The following is an 18626-nucleotide window of genomic DNA, read 5'->3' on the forward strand; positions in this document are numbered from 1 at the left end:
CATGAGTGCCGCCGACGAGGGAGTCGTGGCGGAGCCACGACGACCGAGGAGAAGGTGCTCAGGTGCGTGCTGGGGCGGCGGCCAATCGACATTCGCCTACCTGCGGAATCTCTTTACAACCGATTGATCCTGACGGAGGTGGGAGATGGCTGAGACTGTGGCCGAACGCATGGAGGTCGGCGTCCGCCGTCCCCACTCGGCACTGGTCGGCTGGACGGCGGCGCTGGTCTCGGCATGCGCATTCGGCACCGCGGGCGCGTTCGCGAAGCCGCTGCTGGCCTCCGGCTGGAGCCCCGGCGCGGTGGTCGCGGTGCGGCTCGGGCTGGCCGCGATCGTCCTACTGATCCCGGGCCTGATGGCACTGCGCGGACGCTGGCAGCTGCTGCTCAGCCAGTGGCGTCCGCTGCTCGCCTACGGCGTGTTCGGCGGGGCGACCGCGCAGGTGGCGTTCTTCAACGCCGTCCAGTACGTACCGGTCGGCCTCGCCCTGCTGATGGAGTACCTGGCCATCCTGCTGGTGGTCGCGTGGGTCGCCGTCCGCAGCCGGCGGCTGCCGTCCAGGCTGACCCTGATCGGCACCGTGGTGGCGATCGCCGGACTCGTGGTGGTACTCGATCCGACCGGCATGGTGGGCCTGGACCTGCGCGGCATCGCCTGGGGTTCGCTGGCCGCCTGCGGGCTGGCGGTGTACTTCGTGATCTCGGCCCGGCCGATGGAGCTGCCGCCGCTGACCTTCGTGGGCGTCGGCCTTGCGGTCGGCACCGTCACCATTCTGATCGCCGGCGCCGTCGGCCTGATGCCCATGCAGGCGAGTTTCGTCGACGTCGTCTTCGTCGGGCTGACCCTACCCTGGTGGGCACCCCTGGTGGTGCTGGCGCTGGTCGCGGCCGCAACGGCCTACGCACTCGGTTTCGTCGGCGTCCAGTACCTGGGCTCGACGGTGGCCAGCTTCGTGGGACTGACCGAAGTGCTGTTCGCGGTCGCCTGGGCGTGGCTGCTGCTCGGTGAACTGCCGGGCCTGCTGCAGCTCGTCGGCGGGGTGATCATGCTGGCCGGCGTCGCCGCCGTCCAGCGTGGCCAGACCGACTGAGCCAGCTCGTAGCTGGGCCGTTCGACGGCCGGTAGCGTGCGCAGTGTGCTGAGCGAAAGGTCCGCCGTGCAACCGATCGTGTTCTTCGTCGACTCCGCGAACCGGGCGGACGCCGAGCGCTGGCTGCGCACCGGTGTCGCGACCGGGGTGACCACGAACCCGACGATTCTGCGCCGGGCCGGCGCGCGGGCGTCCGACATTCCACTGATTCACACCTGGGCGACGGACGCCGGCGCGCGGGAGGTGTGCTTCCAGACCTGGGGCGTCGGTGCCGAGGAGTGGTACGCCAACGCGATGCGGATCCGGGAGCTGGCGCCGGGCGCAACAGTCAAGGTGCCCTGCACCGAAGCCGGTGCACAGGTGATCCGCCGGCTGCATGCCCAGGACGTCCCGGTGCTGATGACCGCGGTGTACGCCGCCAAGCAGGCTCTGATCGGCTCAGCGCTCGGCGTCCGGTACCTGGCGCCGTACTTCGACCGGCTGCGGCGGACGGGCCGGGACGCCGTCGCCGAGTTCCAGCAGATGACCTCGATCGTGCCCCAGGACGGCTCGGGACCACTGGTGATGGCGGCGTCGCTGAAATCCGCCGAGGATGTGCTCACGCTGGCCGGCGTCGGCGTCCGGGTGTTCACCGCCGCACCGGAGGTACTGGCGGACGTCTTCGATCAGGGTCTCACCGAGCGGGCCGTGGAGGCGTTCGAGCGGGACATGCTGGACGTGCTCTGAGCCTGCGTCCTTAGGTGGGAGGACGGATGTCGCGGGCTGGGTGACCAAAGGAAACGCTGCTCAGCCACGTCATCCCGGGCTCTCAGGTGGGAGAGATCCCGGATCAAGTCCGGGATGACGATGCGTGGGCTTTGATTAGCGCATCCCCCAGAGGAACCGTCCCCGGTGACCAAAGGAACCGTCCCCGTGGTCACCCGGGTCACGGGTCAGAGCAGGTCGTGGAGCATCACGACTTGCTCGCGGCCGGGGCCGACGCCGATGCCGGAGATGCGGGCGCCGCTGAGCTCCTCGAGGCGACGCACATAGGCCTGGCAGTTCTTCGGCAGTTCGCCGAACGAGCGGGCGCCGGTGATGTCCTCGGTCCAGCCGTCCAGTTCCTCGTAGATCGGGGTGGCGCGGGCGAAGTCGTGCTGGGTCATCGGCAGCCGGTCGTGGCGCTCGCCGTCCACGTCGTAGGCGACGCAGACCGGGATCTTCTCCCAGCCGGACAGGATGTCGAGCTTGGTCAGGAAGATGTCGGTGAAGGCGTTGGCGCTGGCCGCGGCCTCGACGACCAGGGCGTCGTACCAGCCGCAGCGCCGCTGCCGTCCGGTGGTGGTACCGAACTCGGCACCGTCGTTGCGGATCTTGTCGCCGTCGGCGTCCAGCAACTCGGTCGGGAACGGTCCCTCCCCCACCCGGGTGGTGTACGCCTTGGCGATGCCGACCACCCGGTCGATCCGGGTCGGACCGACACCCGAGCCGGTGCAGGCGCCGGCCGCGATCGGGTTGGACGACGTGACGTAGGGGTAGGTGCCGTGGTCGACGTCGAGGTGGTGCGCTTGGGCGCCCTCGAACAGCACCACGTCGTCACGGTCCAGGGCGTCGTTGAGCACCCGCGAGGTGTCGGCCACCATCGGACGCAGCCGGTCCACGTAGCTGAGCAGCCGCTCGGTGATCTGATCGGGTTCGATCGCGCGCTGGTTGTAGACCTTCACCAGCAGGTGGTTCTTCTGCCACAGCGCACCCTCGACCTTGGCCTGCAGCATCTCCTCGTCGAACAGGTCCTGCACCCGGATGCCGAGGCGATTGACCTTGTCGGAGTAGGCAGGACCGACGCCGCGTCCGGTGGTGCCGATCTTGCGCTTGCCGAGGAACCGCTCGGAGACCTTGTCGATCACCTGGTGGTACGGGGTGATCAGGTGGGCGTTGGACGACACCAGCAGCTTGCGCGCGGCGTCCACTCCGCGGGCGGCGAGTCCGTCGATCTCCTCGAACAGCACGTCGAGGTCGATCACCACGCCGTTGCCGATCACCGGCACGCTGTTCGGGCTCAGAATGCCGGACGGCAGCAGGTGCAGCGCGTACCGCTCACCACCCACCACCAGGGTGTGTCCGGCGTTGTTGCCGCCCGAGTAGCGGACCGTGTAGTCGACCCGGTCGCCCAGTTGATCGGTGGCTTTGCCCTTGCCTTCGTCGCCCCATTGCGCTCCGACGACCACGATGCCCGGCATCTGGTTTCCCTCCGGCATGAAAAGCGGCCCGCACGGGGGCCCTTGCCCGCACAGCCTAACGGAGTCGCGCGTCGAGCCGAACGGCGTCCGAGTGGTCGGACGGACGGCCACACCCGGTACGCGGGGACGGTTCTTTTCGTACCGCTCGGGGGCTCAGGGTGGTACGCGGGGACGGTTCTTTTCGTTCCGCTTCGGTGCCGCGAATGGAACGAAAAGAACCGTCCCTCCGTACCGGGTGCTTGCACTGACCGCTTGAAGCCGCCCCGCCGCACCACGGCGCGAATGGAACGAAAAGAACCGTCCCTCCGTGCCAGGACGGCATCGAAAGTGGGACGAAAAGAACCGTCCCCGCGTACCAGCCTGATCGCCGAAGCGGTACGAAAAGAACCGTCCCTCCGTTCCGGGGTCAGGAGAGGGTGGGGCCGACCAACTCGTTGTAGGCGGCGGGTGAGGAGTCGACCAGGAGTTGCACGCAGCGTTCGTACTCGGCGTCCTCACCGATCTCCTTGGCCGCGCGGGCCAGCGCCCAGACGGCGCGCAGGAAGCCGCGGTTGGGTTCGTGTTCCCAGGGCACGGCACCGGAACCGCGCCAGCCGTTGCGGCGCAGCGCGTCCAGGCCGCGGTGGTAGCCGGTGCGGGCGAAGGCGTAGCCGGCGAGCACGCCTTCGCGGTCACCGCGGTCGAGTGCCTGCTCGGCCAGCACCGCCCAGGCCAGGCTGGAACTCGGGTGCTGCGCAGCCACCTCGAGCGGGTCGGTGGAACCGAGCGCCGCCGCCGGATCCTCGGGCAGCAGGGTCGCCTGCGCACCGGGCGCGGCGAACGGAAGGTGAGCCATGTCGTCACCCTAGACGAGCCTGCGGACGGCGTCCGGGAGCGCCCGTTCCGGCTCGATGTGAGTTGTGTCGCGCCAAGCTCTATGCTGCGGCCATGGTCGACGAGGACACCACTTTTCAGCTCCGGATGGACCGATACGGCCCCGATCTGCTCAGCGGATTGGCCGGCGCCTACGGCGAGGCCGCACCACAACTCTTCGAACGGCTGACCGCCCTGATGCGCAGCGCGTTCGCCGCCCGCAGCACCGATCTGAAGGTCCTCGACGAGGCCCGGCTGCTCAGCCCCGACTGGGTGCAGCGTCCGGACGCCGTCGGCTACGTCTGCTACGCCGACCGGTTCGCCGGGTCGCTGGCCGGGGTGGCCGACCGGATCGACCACCTGAAGTCGCTGGGGGTCAGTTACCTGCATCTGATGCCGCTGCTGCGCCCCCGCGAGGGTGAGAACGATGGCGGCTACGCGGTCGCCGACTACCGCTCGGTCGATCCCCGGCTCGGTTCGATGGACGACCTGACCGCGCTGGCCACCACGCTGCGCAACGAGGGCATCTCGCTGGTCGTCGACCTGGTGCTCAACCATGTGGCCCGCGAGCACGAGTGGGCCGTCCGGGCCCGCGCCGGCGAGCAGAAGTACCGCGACTACTTCCACATCTTCGCCGACCGCACCGAGCCGGACGCCTACGAGCGCACCCTGCCGGAGATCTTCCCCGATTTCTCTCCGGGCAATTTCACCTGGGACGAGGAGGCCCAGGGCTGGGTCTGGACGACGTTCAACTCCTACCAATGGGACCTCAACTGGGCCAACCCGGACGTCTTCGCCGAGTTCGCCGACCTGCTGCTGTTCCTGGCCAACAACGGTGTCGAGGTGTTCCGCCTGGACGCGATCGCGTTCACCTGGAAGGTGCTCGGCACCGACTGCCAGAACGAGCCGCAGGTGCACGATCTCACCCAGGCGCTGCGGGCCGTGCTGCGCATCGTGGCTCCGGCCTGCGCGCTGAAGGCGGAAGCGATCGTCGGCCCGCAGGACCTGATCAGCTACCTCGGTCAGGGCACGCATTTCGGCAAGGTGTCCGATCTGGCCTACCACAACTCGTTCATGGTGCAGCTGTGGGGCGCCCTCGCCTCGCGGCACACCCGGCTGTTCGAAGTGGCGCTGTCCAACTTCCCGGACAAGCCGTCGAGCACCACCTGGGCCACCTACGCGCGTTGCCACGACGACATCGGCTGGGCGGTCTCGGACACCGACGCCCGCGGCGCCTACCTCGAGGGCCACACTCACCGGGCCTTCCTGTCCGAGTTCTACGCCGGGCTCTACCCCGGCTCGTTCGCCCGCGGGCTGGTCTTCCAGCACAACCCGGTCAACAACGACCGCCGGATCAGCGGCACCATGGCCAGCCTGGCCGGTCTCGAGGCCGCGCTGGAGCATGGCGACCAGGGCCAGCTGTCCGACGCGATCGCCCGGGTGAACCTGCTGCACACCGCGATCCTCGGCTTCGGCGGCGTTCCGCTGCTCTACATGGGCGACGAGATCGGCCAGCTCAACGACAACAGCTACCTCGACGAGCCCGAGCACGCCGCCGACAACCGCTGGGTGCACCGGCCCCGGATGGACTGGGACGCCGTCGCAGCCGCGGACGCCGACCCGAGCACCCCCAGCGGACGCATCCTGGCCGGCCTGCGGCACACCATCGGCGTCCGGAAGCGGTTGCCGCAGCTGCACGCGTCCATCGAGTCGCGGGTGCTGCCCAGCCCCGACTCGCGGGTGCTGCTGCTCACCCGCAACCACCCCGAGGGCGTGCTGATCGAGGCCTACAACTTCAGCGAGGACGCCGTCGAACTGCCCACCTACGTGCTGCGCTCGCGCCTGGGTGACTCCGCGGTGGAGCAGATCAGCGGCTACGACTATTCACTGGCACCCGAGACACTGCTCATCCGGCCCTACCAGCCGCTGTGGCTGACCGCCGGCTGAACTGAGCCGGCCCGCGCTCCCCGACCGCCGTCCGAACCGGCCCGACCAGCGAGGAGTGACCGTTGGCCACACCCGATCGGCAGACCGCAAAGCCGGGCCTGAAGCCCTCGGTCTTCGCGTCCGTGGACACCCCGGCCGACGAGGCACGGCAGTGGCTGACCGAGCAGTTCGACGGGCAGGCCGCCCGCGGCGAGCCGGACGCGCTGACACCCGAGCAGCGGCTCGAACTGGCCCAGCTGCTCAGCAGCGCCTGGTGGCGGGCCGTGTTCGAGGACGAACGCAGTGATGAGGACCCGAACGGCCGCGGTCGGGCCGCAGCCGCCGACCCCGCCCGGGATGGCGACCCAGCACACGACTCCGACGACAGCGGTGCTGCCGGAGCGCTGCTGCGACGGGCTCTTCCGCCGGCGGTGCGGGCCGCCGGCCGGCTGCCGCTGGGCGGACTCATCCTCGCGCTCTACCTGCGCAATCTCGCGAACAACGCCTGGGCGATGGCCTGGGACCACGAGTTGCTCGGCATCGCGATCGAGGCGTCCTGTGAGGCCGCCGAATCCTGCACCGACGACGGCACCGGCGAACTCGACCGGCTGGGTTGGGCGTTGCTGCGGTTCATGGAGCAGGAGTTCCGCGTCGAAACGGCACTGCTGACCGGCCGGCTGGAGACGGTGGCCGCGCTCGCCGAGGCCGCCGTCGTCCAGATCGAGCCGATCGTCGCCGCCGTCGAACGGCTGGACGCCGGCGACGCCCGGGACGCCCTGCTGCGCGAGGCCGCGAACGAGGCGACGTACTACCGGGCGGTTCGCGACACCGCCGCCATCGGCAAGCGGCTGTTCAGCGGCGACCGCAGCGATGCCGGTGCCGAACTGGAACGGGTGCGGGCGAACGTGCAGGCAGCCAGCTTCAACCCGATGGACGCCAGCGAACTGCGCGGGCATCTCGCCGGGATCACCGCACTGCATGCCGCCCGGCAGCGCGACTGGCTGCATGTCGACGAGGGGCGCGTCCGGATCATCTACCCGTTCGGCATCCGGACGACGGGGCACGACGATCCGATCAGCGTCGTCGCCACCCTGCGGCAGCAGGCGCTGGCACTGCGCGAACGCGGCGGCACGCTGGGCACCCTGCCGGTGACCGACGTCCGGGGACGACTGGAGCTCAGCGACGTCTGGCAGGGCACCGATGACTTCGGCCGCGGCTACCGCGGCGCCACGATCCTGCTCGGCAACCTGACCCTGGAACCACCGGGAGGGCGGCATCCGCTCGAAGTGGTGGAGACCCGCGTCCAGCTGTCCCATCTGGGCAACCACACCATCGTGTTCGAGATCCCGCTGCGCGACGTCGCCGCGCACCGGGTGGCGCAGGCGATCCACCTGGCCACCCCGGTCTTCGGCGATCTGCATGAGATCGAGGATTGGCTGCGGATGCGGACGGCGTCCGGCGGCACGGTCTCGGGACTCCCGGAGGTCGTCGCAGCCCTGCTGCGCGACATCCGTGCGCTGCTGGACGCCAGCGGCGACGCGATCGACGGCTCCCGGCTGGCCGCCCGCGAAGGATCGTTCGGGGTGATGGCCACCATCGTCGCCGCCTCCCGGCAGGGCCCGTCCGGACGGCAGCCGCTGACCAACGCCAACGAACTGCTGGAGCTGTGGGGCATCCAGCCCTTGCTGCATCCGCTGCCCAGCGGTGCCGCCAGCGTCGCCGACTGGGCGCTGTACGACCTGGACGCCGTCCGCACCTGGTCGCTGCTGCACCTGAACAGCGAACTGCTCGCCTCGAACAGCAATGTGACTCTGCTGGCCTCGTTCGGCTCACCCGACTACGCGGTGGGCGAGGTCGAGAGCTACATCGAGTTCGCGCACAGCCTGCACGGCATGTACCAGGGCTGGCAGGACACCATCCGCTCGCACGTCGAGACCGTCTCCCGGTTGCTGCGGCAGGCGGTCGCCGTCGTGCCGCGCTCACCCGCCGGCGCTTCCGGGCAGGCCGCCGACGACCCGGAGCAGCGGGCGGCGGCGATCGCCGAGTTGGATGACCTGGTGCGGGACATCGAGCGCGCCGAACTCGAACTGCAGGCGTTCGTGCAGTCCAGCGACGCGATCATGCTGTTCATCGACTCGCCGGCGATCGTCACCTCGCCCCCGCTGCGCACCGATCTCGACACGATCCTCGACTCCAACGGCTACCCGCGGCTGCGGGACGGCTTCATCCACGCCGTCCGCGACGTGCTCGGGACCCGGCTGCAGCCGCTGCTCGAGGTGGTGCACCGGCGGATGGCGCAGGCCTACGCGGCGGAAACCGCGCGGCTGGAGCGGGAACGGCTGGAGGCCGAAGCCGACGCCAGCGAGCGCACCGACCGCCTCTTCGACGTGCTCGGCATCGTCTTCACCGTGATCGGCTTCTCGGGGCTCGCTTCGGTGCTGCAGGCGGGCCATCCCGACTGGGACGGCGGGGTCGCCTGGTGGCTGGTGGTGGCGATCCTGGCGCTTGCCGCGGTCTCGGGCATCCTTTTGTCGTTCCTGCCCGGGCTCCGCGACCGGCACCGATGGGGACGGCGAGCATCCACCAGATCGGAGCCATGATGGGCAATCCCACGATCCGCACCGTGACGGACGCCGCGGCGCTGACCCGGCTGTACACCGACATCCTCGAACCGAGCTTTCCGCCGTCCGAACTGGTCACCCGCGACGACTTCGTCGAGGGCGGCACATCGGGCTCCTTCGACGTGCTCGCCGCGCAGGACGACGACGGCTACCTGGGTGCGATCGTCGGCGAGCGGTTCGGCAACGGCTACCTCGTCGACTGGCTCGCGGTCAACGGTGCCCGGCGCGGCGGCGGCACCGGATCGGCCCTGATCACCGCAGGGGTGACCCGATGGATCGCCGAGCCCGGCATCGACCTGGTCCTGGCCGAGATCGAGCGTCCGGACCTCTTCGAGCCGCACCCGAAGTACGGCGACCCGGCACGACGGCTGGCCTTCTACCACCGGCTGGGTGCCACGCTGCTCGACCTGCCCTACTACCAGCCGCCGATCAGCGAGGGGCTCCCCCGGGTCCGCAATCTGCTGCTGATCGTGCTCGCCGCAAGGGACGACGCCCCGCCGCCCCGCACCCTCAACCTGGACGAGACCGCCGCCGTCCGCACCATGCTGCACGCAGCGATGGGCCCGCTGGAGGAGGGTGACGCCGAGACATCCCAGGTCTATGCCGCCGTCGACAGTCCCTCGGGTGTGCGCCTGCTGTCGCTCACCGACTACACGTTGGTGCCGGTTCTCGATCAGGGACTCTGAAGCACTCCGAGGGGTCTCGACAAGCTCGACCAACGGGACCCTCGCATCCCGGCGAACGCCGGGATCCCCGGCGCCGGCCCGACCGACAGGACCAGGAGAGATCCCGGATCAAGCCCGGGATGACGGAAGCCCGGGATGACGGGACGGGAACGGCAAAGACCCGCCGGAGCCCGAGGGCTCCGGCGGGTCTTGTTCGGAAAGGGTCAGTACAGGGTGGGATCGGCCTGCTTGACCGCTTCCACCTCGTCCGGCGTCGGGGCGTAGGCACCGTTCTTGCTGACGGTGATGCCCGAGGTGACGACCGCGTTGTGCAATGCCGACTGAACGTCGGACCAGCCGGCGTCGGCGAGGCGCTGCCGCGCCTCGACCGAACCCAGCAGGCCGCTCTTCAGCAGACCGGCGATCAGCCCGGCCATGAACGAGTCACCGGCGCCGACGGTGTCGCCGACGGTGACGTTCATCTGGTCGATGTGCAGCATGTCGCGGTTGTCGGCCAGCAGCGCGTACGCGCCCCACGGCCCACGGGTGACGACCACCATCGACGGTCCGGCCTTGATCCAGCGACGCATCACGTCTTCGACGGGCTCACCGGGGTAGAGCCATTCGAGGTCCTCGTCGCTGACCTTCACCAGGTCGGACAGGCTGACCAGATCCTCCACCCGGCCGACCACCTGCTCCGGCGAGATCATCAGCGCCGGACGGATGTTCGGGTCGTAGGAGGTGGTGGCGTGGTCGCGGATCGCCCGCACGTTCTCGACCACCGCGGTGCCGCCCGGTTCGAGCGTGGCCGCGATGCTGCCGGTGTGCAGATGCCCGTACTTGGACAGGTCGTCGATCGTCGGGACGTTCCATTCCAGGTCGAACTCGTAAGTGGCCCGGCCATCGGCGTCCAGGTGGGCGAAGGCGACGGCGGTCTTCTCGGCCGAGTCGGTACCCGGCACGATCGACACCCCGGACGCGGTGGCCCACTCGGCGAGCCGGTCACCCCGTTCGTCCTTGCCCCACCAGGCGCAGATGCTCGCCGGCTCACCGAGCGTGGCGACACCGGCCGCCACGTTCAGCAGGCTGCCGCCCACATGCTCCTTGGTGGAATCCTCTCGGATGACGACGTCGATCAACGCCTCGCCGAGACACAACACTTCGCGGTCAGACATCAGTGTCCTTTCGCGGCGAGCGGATCGCCGCTGTCGTTCGGATCATGGGTCAAGCCAAGCTTGGCCTCCATCTCCTCCAGCGGTACACCCTTCGTCTCAGGCATGACCTTGAGCACCCAGAACAGCTGGCCGACCATGAAGACCGCGAAGATCGCGAACGCCACGCCGCCGCCGAGGCCGTTGATCACCGGCGGGAAGAAGGTCGAGGTCAGCCAGGCGAACACCCAGTGGGTGAGCGAGCCGAAGGACTGGCCACGGCCACGGATGCGGTTCGGGAAGATCTCGGAGATGAACACCCAGATCACCGCGCCCTGACCGAAGGCGTGAGCGGCGATGAAGACCAGCAGGCCGCCCAGGACCAGGAAGCTGGACTGGGAGTCGAACGCGCCGCCGAGTGCCTGCTCGTAGTAGAACATCAGCGCGGACATGAAGCCCAGGCTGACGATGTAGCCGATCGAGCCGATGATCATCAGCTTCTTGCGGCCGATCCGGTCGATCACGGTCAGTGCCGCCATCGTCGCGACCAGGTTCATGAAGCCGACCGCGATGCTCATCTGGAAGGCGGCGTCGGTGGAGGCGCCGGCCTTCACCATGACGACCGGGGCGTAGTAGAGGATCGCGTTGATGCCCGACATCTGGTTGAACATGGCGATCATGAAGGCCAGCATGATGACCTTGGCATGGCTCTTGGTGAAGAACGGCACCTTCGGCGCGTTCTCGGCGGCGGCCAGCGAGGAGTCGATCTCCTGGATCTGGAAGTCGGCCTCTTCCTTGCTGGTGGTCAGCTTGGCGATGACGTCGCGGCCCTGCTGCTCACGGCCGTTGGCCATCAGCCAGCGCGGCGTCTCGGGGACCGAGAAGAGCATGATCAGGAAGATCGCGGCCGGGATGGCCATGACGCCGAACATCCAGCGCCAGTCGCTGGTCTCGTCGTTGACGACGGCGCGGACGATGGTGTTCGACAGGTAGGCCAGCAGGATGCCGAGCACGATGTTGAATTGGACCAGGCCGACCAGGCGGCCACGGACCTTCGCCGGCGCGATCTCAGCGGTGTAGATCGGCGCACACACCGACGCCGCACCGACGCCGATGCCACCCAGGAACCGGAAGATCTCCAGGGTGATGATGTCGTGGGCGAACGCCGAACCGAGGGCGCCCGCCATGTAGAGGATGCCGATCACGAACAGCACCGGCTTGCGGCCGTAGCGGTCGGCCGGCTTGCCGGCGGTCAGGGCGCCGAGGATGGTGCCCAGCAGGGCCATACCCACGGCCCAACCAAGGTAGGCATCGGACAGTTGGAAATAGGACTTCAGTTGCTCAGTGGTTCCGGAGATGACTGCCGTGTCAAAACCGAAGACCAGGCCACCGATCGAGGCGACCAGCGCACTTCGTATCACGAGGGGTCTCATGCGCGACATGCTAAGGGTACGCGTCCTCCTAGTAACAGCATTGCGACAACGACATTTCGAATCCACACCACCCCACTCGAAACCACAACCTGCGGTGCCTGGAAGTCGCGAAAGTAGCGACGTCATCGGGCGATCACAAGGAGATCACAGACGTCCGGGTCTCATCGGCTGGACAGATCCCGACCACGAACCGGCGTGACGCCGGACCCCACCCGCGTCCACTGATGACTATCGTTGTCCGGTGATCAGGCGCCGCACCCTGCTGGCCGCCGCGCTGCTCGGCAGCGCCGCGTCGGCGACGACGGGTTGCGCTGTCGCTCCCCCCGAGGCTCCGGTGCCGCCGACCTCGCCCGCGCCGGGCGTCCCCGCCCCACCGAAGCCGGCCGGCGGACCGTTCACGCTGCGGCTGATGTCGTGGAATGTGATGACCCAGGGACTCGGGCCCGACTGGTACGACTCGTCGATGCCGCGCCAGGATCACCTCTGGGAGACCCGGGCGCCCCGCGTCCAGCAGTGGCTCCAGGCCACGGACGCCGATGTGGTCTGCTTCCAGGAGGCTCTCGGCACCCGGGACGCCGCGGGCCGGCCGTCCAATCTGATGGTGGATATGCTGCCCGATCGTGGCTGGGCCCACATCGACCACTTCCTGCCGATCATGTTCCGCGAGTCGATGCTGGAGTTGCGCGACTCCGGCGTCACCGAGATCTATCCCGGCAGCCGGACCTCGCCCTGGCAGCGGTACTGCACCTGGGCGAGGCTGCGGCACCGCGCCACCGGGCGCGAACTGGTGGCGTTCAACACGCACCTGGCACCGTTCCAGACCATCGAGATCGCCCGCATCCGGTCCGCCACGGTGAGCCGGCTGATCGACACGATGCGGGACGCCGATCCCCGGTATCGGACGCCGGCGGTGCTGGCCGGGGACTTCAACGCCCGGGCCGACGAGCGGCGTCCGGTCTATTCCGATCATCTGCGCAAGCTGCAGGCGGACGGCTGGCGCAACTCGGCCCGGGTCGCCCGCCGCGATACCTCCGCCGTCCGCGGGGTCAGCACCCACAACGCCTTCGGGGCGACGGCGGCCGGCAGTTGGCACTACCGGCTGATCTCGACCAGCGGCAAGAACGTCGACTACCTGTGGGTGCGTCCGGGCGCGACCGTGCTCGAGCGGCAGACCTACACCGGCCCCGGGGTGCGCCGGCTGAAGCTGTCGGACGGCCGTCGCTACCCGTTCTTCGCCGACGGCCCGGTGCCCTCGGACCACTGCCCCGTACTGGCCCGCGTCCGGTTCAGCTGAGAGCCTCCACAACGCGACGATGCCCGGGCACACAGGCCCGGGCATCGTCGAGAGATCGCTTCGATCAGCCGATCGTCTTGCCAGCCGAACGCAGGTTCTCGCAGGCCTCGACGACGCGGGCGGACATGCCGGCCTCGGCCTCCTTGCCCCACACGCGCGGGTCGTACTGCTTCTTGTTGCCGACCTCGCCGTCGACCTTCAGGACGCCGTCGTAGTGGCTCAGCATCCAGCCGGCCACCGGGCGGGTGTAGGCGTACTGGGTGTCGGTGTCGACGTTCATCTTGATGACGCCGTAGTCGACCGCGTCGCTGATCTCCTGCGGGGTCGAGCCGGAGCCACCATGGAAGACCAGGTCGAACGGCTTCTCGCGGCCGTACTTGGCGCCGACGGCGTCCTGGATCTCCTTGAGCACCTCGGGGCGCAGCTTCACCGAGCCCGGCTTGTACACGCCGTGCACGTTGCCGAAGGTGAGCGCGGTGATGTAGCGGCCCTTCTCACCCAGGCCGAGGATCTCGATGGTGCGCAGGCCGTCCTCGACGGTGGTGTAGAGCTTGTCGTTGATCTCGGCGGCGACGCCGTCCTCTTCACCACCGACGACACCGACCTCGATCTCGAGGATCTGGCGGGCCTTCGCGGTGAGGGCGAGCAGCTCATCGGCGATCTGTAGGTTCTCTTCCATCGGCACGGCCGAGCCGTCCCACATGTGCGACTGGAAGAGCGGGTTAAGGCCGCGGTCGACGCGCTCCTGCGAGATGGCGATGAGCGGCCGGACGTAGGTGTCCAGCTTCTCCTTCTGGCAGTGGTCGGTGTGCAGCACGATGTTCACCGGGTAGTTCTTGGCCACCACGTGCGCGTACTCCGCGAGGGCGACGGCGCCGGTGACCATGTGCTTGATCGTGGGGCCGGAGGCATACTCGGCGCCACCGGTGCTGACCTGGACGATGCCGTCGGAGCCGGCCGCGGCGAAGCCGGCGATCGCGGCGTTCAGGGACTGCGACGAGGTCACGTTGATGGCCGGGAAGGCGTACGAACCGGCCTTCGCGGCGTCCAGCATCTCGGCGTACTTCTCGGGTGTTGCGATGGGCATTCCTGCGCTCCTCACGGGGTTTTCGGGGCGCCACCGTCGGCGGTGACGCCTGCGAATGACCAGCCCAGTCTTGCAAACTACGGGGGTCCGCGCGACCTGTTTCGGCAAGCTGCGGACGCCAGTTGCCCGAGCCTCGCGGTGTGTCAGTCGTCGAGCCTGGACAGATCGATCCAGGATCGGCCGCCGGACAACGCCCGGACCGCCGAATCGATGTTCGCCGGGAGCGCGCTGAGGTAGTTCATCGGCACCGCCGCGGAGCGCCCGTCGCGGGCCTCGACCCGCAGCAGCGGTGAGCGTCCGAGCCGGCCGGGGGCGGCGCGGAAGGCACCCACCTCGGGCCAGGGCAGCCACAACCCGGCCACCCAGACGCCGTCCCGGGTGGTGGCGAAGGCCGGTCCGGGAGCGACCAGTTTGGCGTCGGCCCGGGCCTGCCGCAGGCCGGCGCCGGTGACGATCACCCAGACCAGCCCGATCGCCAGCGCCGAGCCGATCAGCCACGGCCCGAACGAACCGACCTGATCGGCGAAGAAATACCAGACGGCTCCGCCGATGGCCACCGAGACCGCCGTCGAGATCAGCCGCTGGATCAGCATCGAACGCCGGCGGGCGACAGCCGCCTGGGCAGCCTCCGGTGCGTAATACACCACGTACTCCCCGCCGCCGTTCACAGCCGCCATCGTAGTGGGGGGCGGGGCTCCCGTCCCCCAGGGCCCTCCCTAACTACCTGTGCCCTCCCGCATGTGGGAGGGCGCAGGTAGTTAGGGAGGGTTTTACCGGGCAGGCTGCGCCGGGACGGCCCAACGGGCGGCCCAGTGGTACATGGCGATCGCGGCGGCGGCACCGGCGTTGAGCGACCTGGTCGAGCCGTACTGGGTGATCGAGACCAGCGAGGCGCAGCCGGCGACCACCTCATCGGTCAGGCCGGGGCCTTCGGAACCGAAGACCAGGCAGCAGCGCTGGGGCAGTTCGGTGCGTTCCAGCGGCACCGATCCGGGCAGGTTGTCGACGCCGACCGGGACGACGTCGGCGGCGGCCAGCGCGTTCAGGAAGCTCGGCACGTCCGCGTGATGTTCGACGTGCAGGTAGCGGTCGGTCACCATCGCTCCGCGCCGGTTCCAGCGACGGCGTCCGAGAATGTGCACCGCGGCCACGTTGAACGCGTTCGCCGTCCGGACGATGGAGCCGATGTTGAAGTCGTGCTCCCAGTTCTGGATCGCCACGTGCAACGGGTGCCGGCGGGTGTCGAGGTCGGCCACGATCGCCTCCAGCCTCCAATACCGGTAGTGATCGAGCACATTGCGGCGGTCGCCCTCGGCGAGCAGCGCCGGATCGAGACGTGGATCCTGCGGCCAGGGATGCGGATGCGGACCCACCCCCACCGTGGGTGCGGTCGGATCCACCTCACCCGCAGCGGCGGCCGGATCCGGGTCGGGTCTCCGGGCGATTTCCGTGACGTCCGCGTCGCCGGCGAGCACGCCTTTCATGAGATCTGGCGAATGCTCGTTTTCTACCTCCACGGAGCCCAAGGTAGCCTCGATTATCGTGACCCTGCTTCCTTTGCTCGCGCCACTGCTGCTACCCGACTGGATGGACCCCGAATATCTCATCCACGCCCTGGGCAACTGGGCCCTGTGGGGCGTGGCCCTGGTGCTCATCATCGAGTGCTCGATCTTCCCGATCCTGCCCGGTGACTCCCTGCTGTTCACCGTCGGCATGTTCATCGCGATGGATCCGCCGTCGATCACCTTCGCCGGGATGAGCCAGCCGATGGTGCTGCTCGTCTCGTGCGTGATCCTGATGATCGCCGCCGTCCTCGGCAACGTGTTCGGCTACTTCGTCGGGAAGTGGATCGGCCCGGCGATCTTCAAGCCCCGTGAGGGCTTCTGGGGCCGGATCTTCGACCCCAAGCGGGTCGATCAGACCCACGAGCTGATGGAGCGCTACGGCCCGCGTGCCCTGGTGCTGGCCCGCTTCGTGCCGTTCGCCCGGACGTTCATCACCCTGATCGCCGGCATCGGCCGGATGGACTTCCGTAAGTTCATCACCTGGACGGGCGTCGGTGCCGTGGTCTGGGCGGTCGGCATCACGGTGCTCGGCTACTTCATGGGCAACCTGCCGTTCATCCACACCAACCTGGAGTTGGTGCTGGTGATCATCGTGCTGATCTCGGTGCTGCCGATGGTCTTCGAATACCTGCGCGAGCGCCGCAAGCTGAAGGCGGAGGCGTCGTCGTCCGAATGAGACCCTCGCGCTGAGCCCGCTGCCGAAGCGGGTCTCGACAAGCTCGACCAGCGATGGTGATTGAGCAATGGCCCCCGGTTTCGTGAACCGGGGGCCATCTGCTTGCTCAGGGGTCAGGACTGGGGCGGCGTGTAACCACCCTGGGACGGACCGTTCTGCTGCGGCGGCTGGTAGGGCGGCGGCTGATCCTGCTGCGGGTACTGCTGACCCTGCTGCGGCGGGTATTGCTGGCCTTGTTGCGGCTGGCCGTACTGCGGCGGCTGAGTGGGCTGCTGACCCTGCCCGTACTGCGGGGGCTGCTGCTGGTACTGCTGGCCCTGCGGCGGTTGGCCGTACTGCTGCGGCTGCTGCTGGTATTGCGGCTGCTGCCCGCCGAACTGGCCCGGCGACGGGGCGGAGTAGTTCTGGCCCTGGTACGCCTGCGGGTTCGGCAGGTCGCTGGACGACTGCGGCGCCGCATTGAGCTGGGCGTTGGTCGGCTCGGACGACTGCGGCGACTCGCCGCGGTAGCTGATCTCGCCGAAGTTCACATCGGGCGCACGCCGCACCTCGGCGTCGTTCACCTCGAAGTAGGTCGCCTTCTCGAACTTGAACATGCCGGCCAGGATGTTCGACGGGAACGAGTCGACCTTGGTGTTGTAGTTGCGGACGTTGGCGTTGTAGAAGCGGCGCCCGGCGGCGATCCGGTCCTCGGTGTCCACCAGTTCACGCTGCAACTCGAGGAAGTTCTGGTTGCTCTGCAGCTGCGGGTAGGCCTCGACGCTGACGATCAGGTTGCGGACGGCTTCGGACAGCTGCGCCTCGGCGACAGCCCGCTGCTCGGCGGTACCGCCCTGCTGGGCGAGCGCGGCGGCCTGGTTGCGCATCCGGGTCACGCCTTCGAGCGTGTTCCGCTCGTGGGCCGCATAGGCCCGGACGGTCTCCACCAGACGCGGAATGAGGTCGTAGCGCCGGTTCAACTCGACGTCGATCTGACGCCAGGATTCCTGGATCATGTTCCGGTCGCGCTGGAAGCCGTTGTACAACGACACGGCGTACAGGCCGACCAGCACCGCGATGATCACCAAGATCACCAGGAACCACAAAATGCCACTCATGGGCGAACTCCTTGTCGTGGACGGGGTGCGCGGTCCAGCCTAACGGCTGCCGGGCGCGTAGCGGTTGCGGAACCTGTCACCCTCTGCCCCGTGCCTCGCGGTCGGTGCGGGCGGCGACCAGTCCGTGGTCGTAGGCGGCGATGACCAGTTGGGCCCGGTCCCGGGCGGCGAGCTTGGCGAGCAGGTTCCCGATGTGGGTCTTGACGGTGCCCATCGAGATCACCAGCGTGCCGGCGATCTCCTGGTTCGACAGGCCTCGTCCGACCAGGGTGAGCACCTCGGTCTCACGCTCGGTGAGCAGGGCCGGACGGCGTGGCCGGGCGTGGGCCGGACGGTCGAGATAGTGGCCGATCAGCCGGGTCAGGATGGCCGGCGCGAACAACGACTCCCCCGCGTGGGTGCGCAGCACGGCATCCACCAGCCGGGCCGGCTCGGCGTCCTTGAGCAGGAAGCCGCTGGCGCCGTGGCGCAGCGCGGTGAGCACGTAGTCGTCCAGGTCGAACATGCTCAGCACCAGGACGCGGGTGCCGGCGAGTGCGGGGTCGGCGACGATCCGCCGGGTGGCCTCCAGGCCGTCGCCGCCGGGCATCCGGATGTCCATCAGCACGACATCGGGCCTGGTCCGGACGGCTTCGGCCACCGCCTCGGCGCCGGTGGCGGCCTCGGCGACCACCGCAATCCCGGCGTCGCGAAGGATCGTCCGCAGGCTGTGCCGGATCAGCGGCTGATCATCGGCGATCAGCACCGTCACCGCGGTGGTCATGGCGTCTCCCGATCGGGTAGCCGCGCTTCGACCCGGAAACCTGGTCGCCGGCTGTCGACGGCGAGGGTGCCGCCCAGGGCGGTGACCCGCTCGCGCACACCAGCCAGTCCGCGGCCGGCGCCCGGGTGGGGGCGCCAGCCCGGCGCGGGGCCGTCGTCCTCGACGCCGACCACGACCGTGTCGCCGG

Annotated in this window: 16 protein-coding genes and 1 pseudogene; 7 read left to right on the top strand and 10 right to left on the bottom strand. The window is 68.9% G+C overall.

Annotated elements, in window-relative coordinates; translation table 11 throughout:
* Positions 1 to 145: 145 nt before the first annotated feature.
* Both QM624_RS10985 and QM624_RS10990 read left to right on the top strand, forming a co-directional pair.
* Entirely contained in the window at positions 146 to 1090 is a 945-nt protein-coding gene (locus tag QM624_RS10985; protein WP_415091699.1) for an EamA family transporter, read from the top strand.
* 66 nt (positions 1091 to 1156) lie between these two features.
* Complete coding sequence (locus QM624_RS10990) at positions 1157 to 1816, top strand: transaldolase family protein (protein ID WP_415091701.1); 660 nt, start codon at positions 1157 to 1159, stop codon at positions 1814 to 1816.
* 206 nt (positions 1817 to 2022) lie between these two features.
* On the opposite strand, the gene QM624_RS10995 is transcribed toward QM624_RS10990, so the two are convergent.
* Complete coding sequence (locus tag QM624_RS10995) at positions 2023 to 3309, bottom strand: adenylosuccinate synthase (RefSeq protein ID WP_415091703.1); 1287 nt, start codon at positions 3307 to 3309, stop codon at positions 2023 to 2025.
* Between the two features lie 406 nt (positions 3310 to 3715).
* Entirely contained in the window at positions 3716 to 4144 is a 429-nt protein-coding gene (locus QM624_RS11000; RefSeq protein WP_415091705.1) for a DUF3151 domain-containing protein, read from the bottom strand.
* Between the two features lie 92 nt (positions 4145 to 4236).
* Between QM624_RS11000 and QM624_RS11005 the strand changes: the two genes are divergently transcribed.
* The 3 genes from QM624_RS11005 to QM624_RS11015 all read left to right on the top strand — a co-directional run bounded on the left by QM624_RS11005 (position 4237) and on the right by QM624_RS11015 (position 9394).
* On the top strand, positions 4237 to 6108 hold the full coding sequence (locus QM624_RS11005) for an alpha-amylase family protein (protein ID WP_415091707.1): 1872 nt from the start codon (positions 4237 to 4239) through the stop codon (positions 6106 to 6108).
* Between the two features lie 62 nt (positions 6109 to 6170).
* Positions 6171 to 8687, top strand: coding sequence for a hypothetical protein (locus tag QM624_RS11010; RefSeq protein ID WP_415091709.1), 2517 nt, complete (start codon positions 6171 to 6173; stop codon positions 8685 to 8687).
* Entirely contained in the window at positions 8687 to 9394 is a 708-nt protein-coding gene (locus QM624_RS11015) for a GNAT family N-acetyltransferase (protein ID WP_415091711.1), read from the top strand. The genes QM624_RS11010 and QM624_RS11015 overlap by 1 nt, the downstream gene beginning before the upstream one ends.
* 203 nt (positions 9395 to 9597) lie before the next feature.
* Here the strand turns inward: QM624_RS11015 and QM624_RS11020 are convergent, their stop codons facing one another.
* Both QM624_RS11020 and QM624_RS11025 read right to left on the bottom strand, forming a co-directional pair.
* Positions 9598 to 10548, bottom strand: a complete 951-nt coding sequence (locus QM624_RS11020) for a carbohydrate kinase family protein (protein WP_415091713.1) — start codon at positions 10546 to 10548, stop codon at positions 9598 to 9600.
* Entirely contained in the window at positions 10548 to 11957 is a 1410-nt protein-coding gene (locus QM624_RS11025; protein WP_415091715.1) for a sugar porter family MFS transporter, read from the bottom strand. Before QM624_RS11025 ends, QM624_RS11020 begins: the two co-directional genes overlap by 1 nt.
* A gap of 241 nt (positions 11958 to 12198) precedes the next feature.
* Here QM624_RS11025 and QM624_RS11030 point away from each other — a divergent pair, with 241 nt between their 5' ends.
* Entirely contained in the window at positions 12199 to 13251 is a 1053-nt protein-coding gene (locus QM624_RS11030; RefSeq protein WP_415091717.1) for an endonuclease/exonuclease/phosphatase family protein, read from the top strand.
* Positions 13252 to 13315: 64 nt separating this feature from the next.
* On the opposite strand, the gene fbaA is transcribed toward QM624_RS11030, so the two are convergent.
* The 3 genes from fbaA to QM624_RS11045 all read right to left on the bottom strand — a co-directional run bounded on the left by fbaA (position 13316) and on the right by QM624_RS11045 (position 15813).
* The gene (gene fbaA, locus QM624_RS11035; protein ID WP_415091719.1) at positions 13316 to 14338 is read right to left on the bottom strand and encodes a class II fructose-bisphosphate aldolase; all 1023 of its coding nucleotides are present in this window, start codon (positions 14336 to 14338) and stop codon (positions 13316 to 13318) included.
* Positions 14339 to 14481: 143 nt separating this feature from the next.
* The gene (locus tag QM624_RS11040; RefSeq protein WP_415091721.1) at positions 14482 to 15006 is read right to left on the bottom strand and encodes a hypothetical protein; all 525 of its coding nucleotides are present in this window, start codon (positions 15004 to 15006) and stop codon (positions 14482 to 14484) included.
* A 102-nt stretch (positions 15007 to 15108) separates the two neighbouring features.
* Positions 15109 to 15813: a TrmH family RNA methyltransferase gene (locus tag QM624_RS11045; protein ID WP_415091729.1), complete on the bottom strand. Its 705-nt coding sequence runs from the start codon at positions 15811 to 15813 to the stop codon at positions 15109 to 15111.
* A gap of 67 nt (positions 15814 to 15880) precedes the next feature.
* On the opposite strand from QM624_RS11045, the gene QM624_RS11050 reads away from it, so the two are divergent.
* Positions 15881 to 16579, top strand: a complete 699-nt coding sequence (locus QM624_RS11050; RefSeq protein ID WP_415091723.1) for a DedA family protein — start codon at positions 15881 to 15883, stop codon at positions 16577 to 16579.
* Positions 16580 to 16692: 113 nt separating this feature from the next.
* On the opposite strand, the gene QM624_RS11055 is transcribed toward QM624_RS11050, so the two are convergent.
* The 3 genes and pseudogenes from QM624_RS11055 to QM624_RS11065 form a co-directional block, all read right to left on the bottom strand.
* Entirely contained in the window at positions 16693 to 17676 is a 984-nt protein-coding gene (locus QM624_RS11055; RefSeq protein WP_415091725.1) for a LemA family protein, read from the bottom strand.
* A gap of 76 nt (positions 17677 to 17752) precedes the next feature.
* Positions 17753 to 18439 (bottom strand): response regulator, encoded by a 687-nt coding sequence (locus QM624_RS11060; protein WP_415091727.1) that lies wholly within the window; start codon positions 18437 to 18439, stop codon positions 17753 to 17755.
* Positions 18436 to 18626 (bottom strand): annotated as a pseudogene (locus QM624_RS11065) (sensor histidine kinase); the annotation flags it as partial. The gene QM624_RS11060 and the pseudogene QM624_RS11065, both read right to left, overlap by 4 nt.

It is taken from the genome of Micropruina sp. (assembly GCF_047606365.1).
Taxonomy (GTDB): domain Bacteria; phylum Actinomycetota; class Actinomycetes; order Propionibacteriales; family Propionibacteriaceae; genus Micropruina.

Bases quoted from the DNA above. Each gene is read 5' to 3' on its own strand.
- QM624_RS10985 (WP_415091699.1), top strand. From the start codon at position 146: ATGGCTGAGACTGTGGCCGAACGCATGGAGGTCGGCGTCCGCCGTCCC.
- QM624_RS10995 (WP_415091703.1), bottom strand. From the start codon at position 3,309: ATGCCGGGCATCGTGGTCGTCGGAGCGCAATGGGGCGACGAAGGCAAG.
- QM624_RS11000 (WP_415091705.1), bottom strand. From the start codon at position 4,144: ATGGCTCACCTTCCGTTCGCCGCGCCCGGTGCGCAGGCGACCCTGCTG.
- QM624_RS11005 (WP_415091707.1), top strand. From the start codon at position 4,237: ATGGTCGACGAGGACACCACTTTTCAGCTCCGGATGGACCGATACGGC.
- QM624_RS11015 (WP_415091711.1), top strand. From the start codon at position 8,687: ATGGGCAATCCCACGATCCGCACCGTGACGGACGCCGCGGCGCTGACC.
- QM624_RS11020 (WP_415091713.1), bottom strand. From the start codon at position 10,548: ATGTCTGACCGCGAAGTGTTGTGTCTCGGCGAGGCGTTGATCGACGTC.
- QM624_RS11025 (WP_415091715.1), bottom strand. From the start codon at position 11,957: ATGAGACCCCTCGTGATACGAAGTGCGCTGGTCGCCTCGATCGGTGGC.
- fbaA (WP_415091719.1), bottom strand. From the start codon at position 14,338: ATGCCCATCGCAACACCCGAGAAGTACGCCGAGATGCTGGACGCCGCG.
- QM624_RS11055 (WP_415091725.1), bottom strand. From the start codon at position 17,676: ATGAGTGGCATTTTGTGGTTCCTGGTGATCTTGGTGATCATCGCGGTG.
- QM624_RS11060 (WP_415091727.1), bottom strand. From the start codon at position 18,439: ATGACCACCGCGGTGACGGTGCTGATCGCCGATGATCAGCCGCTGATC.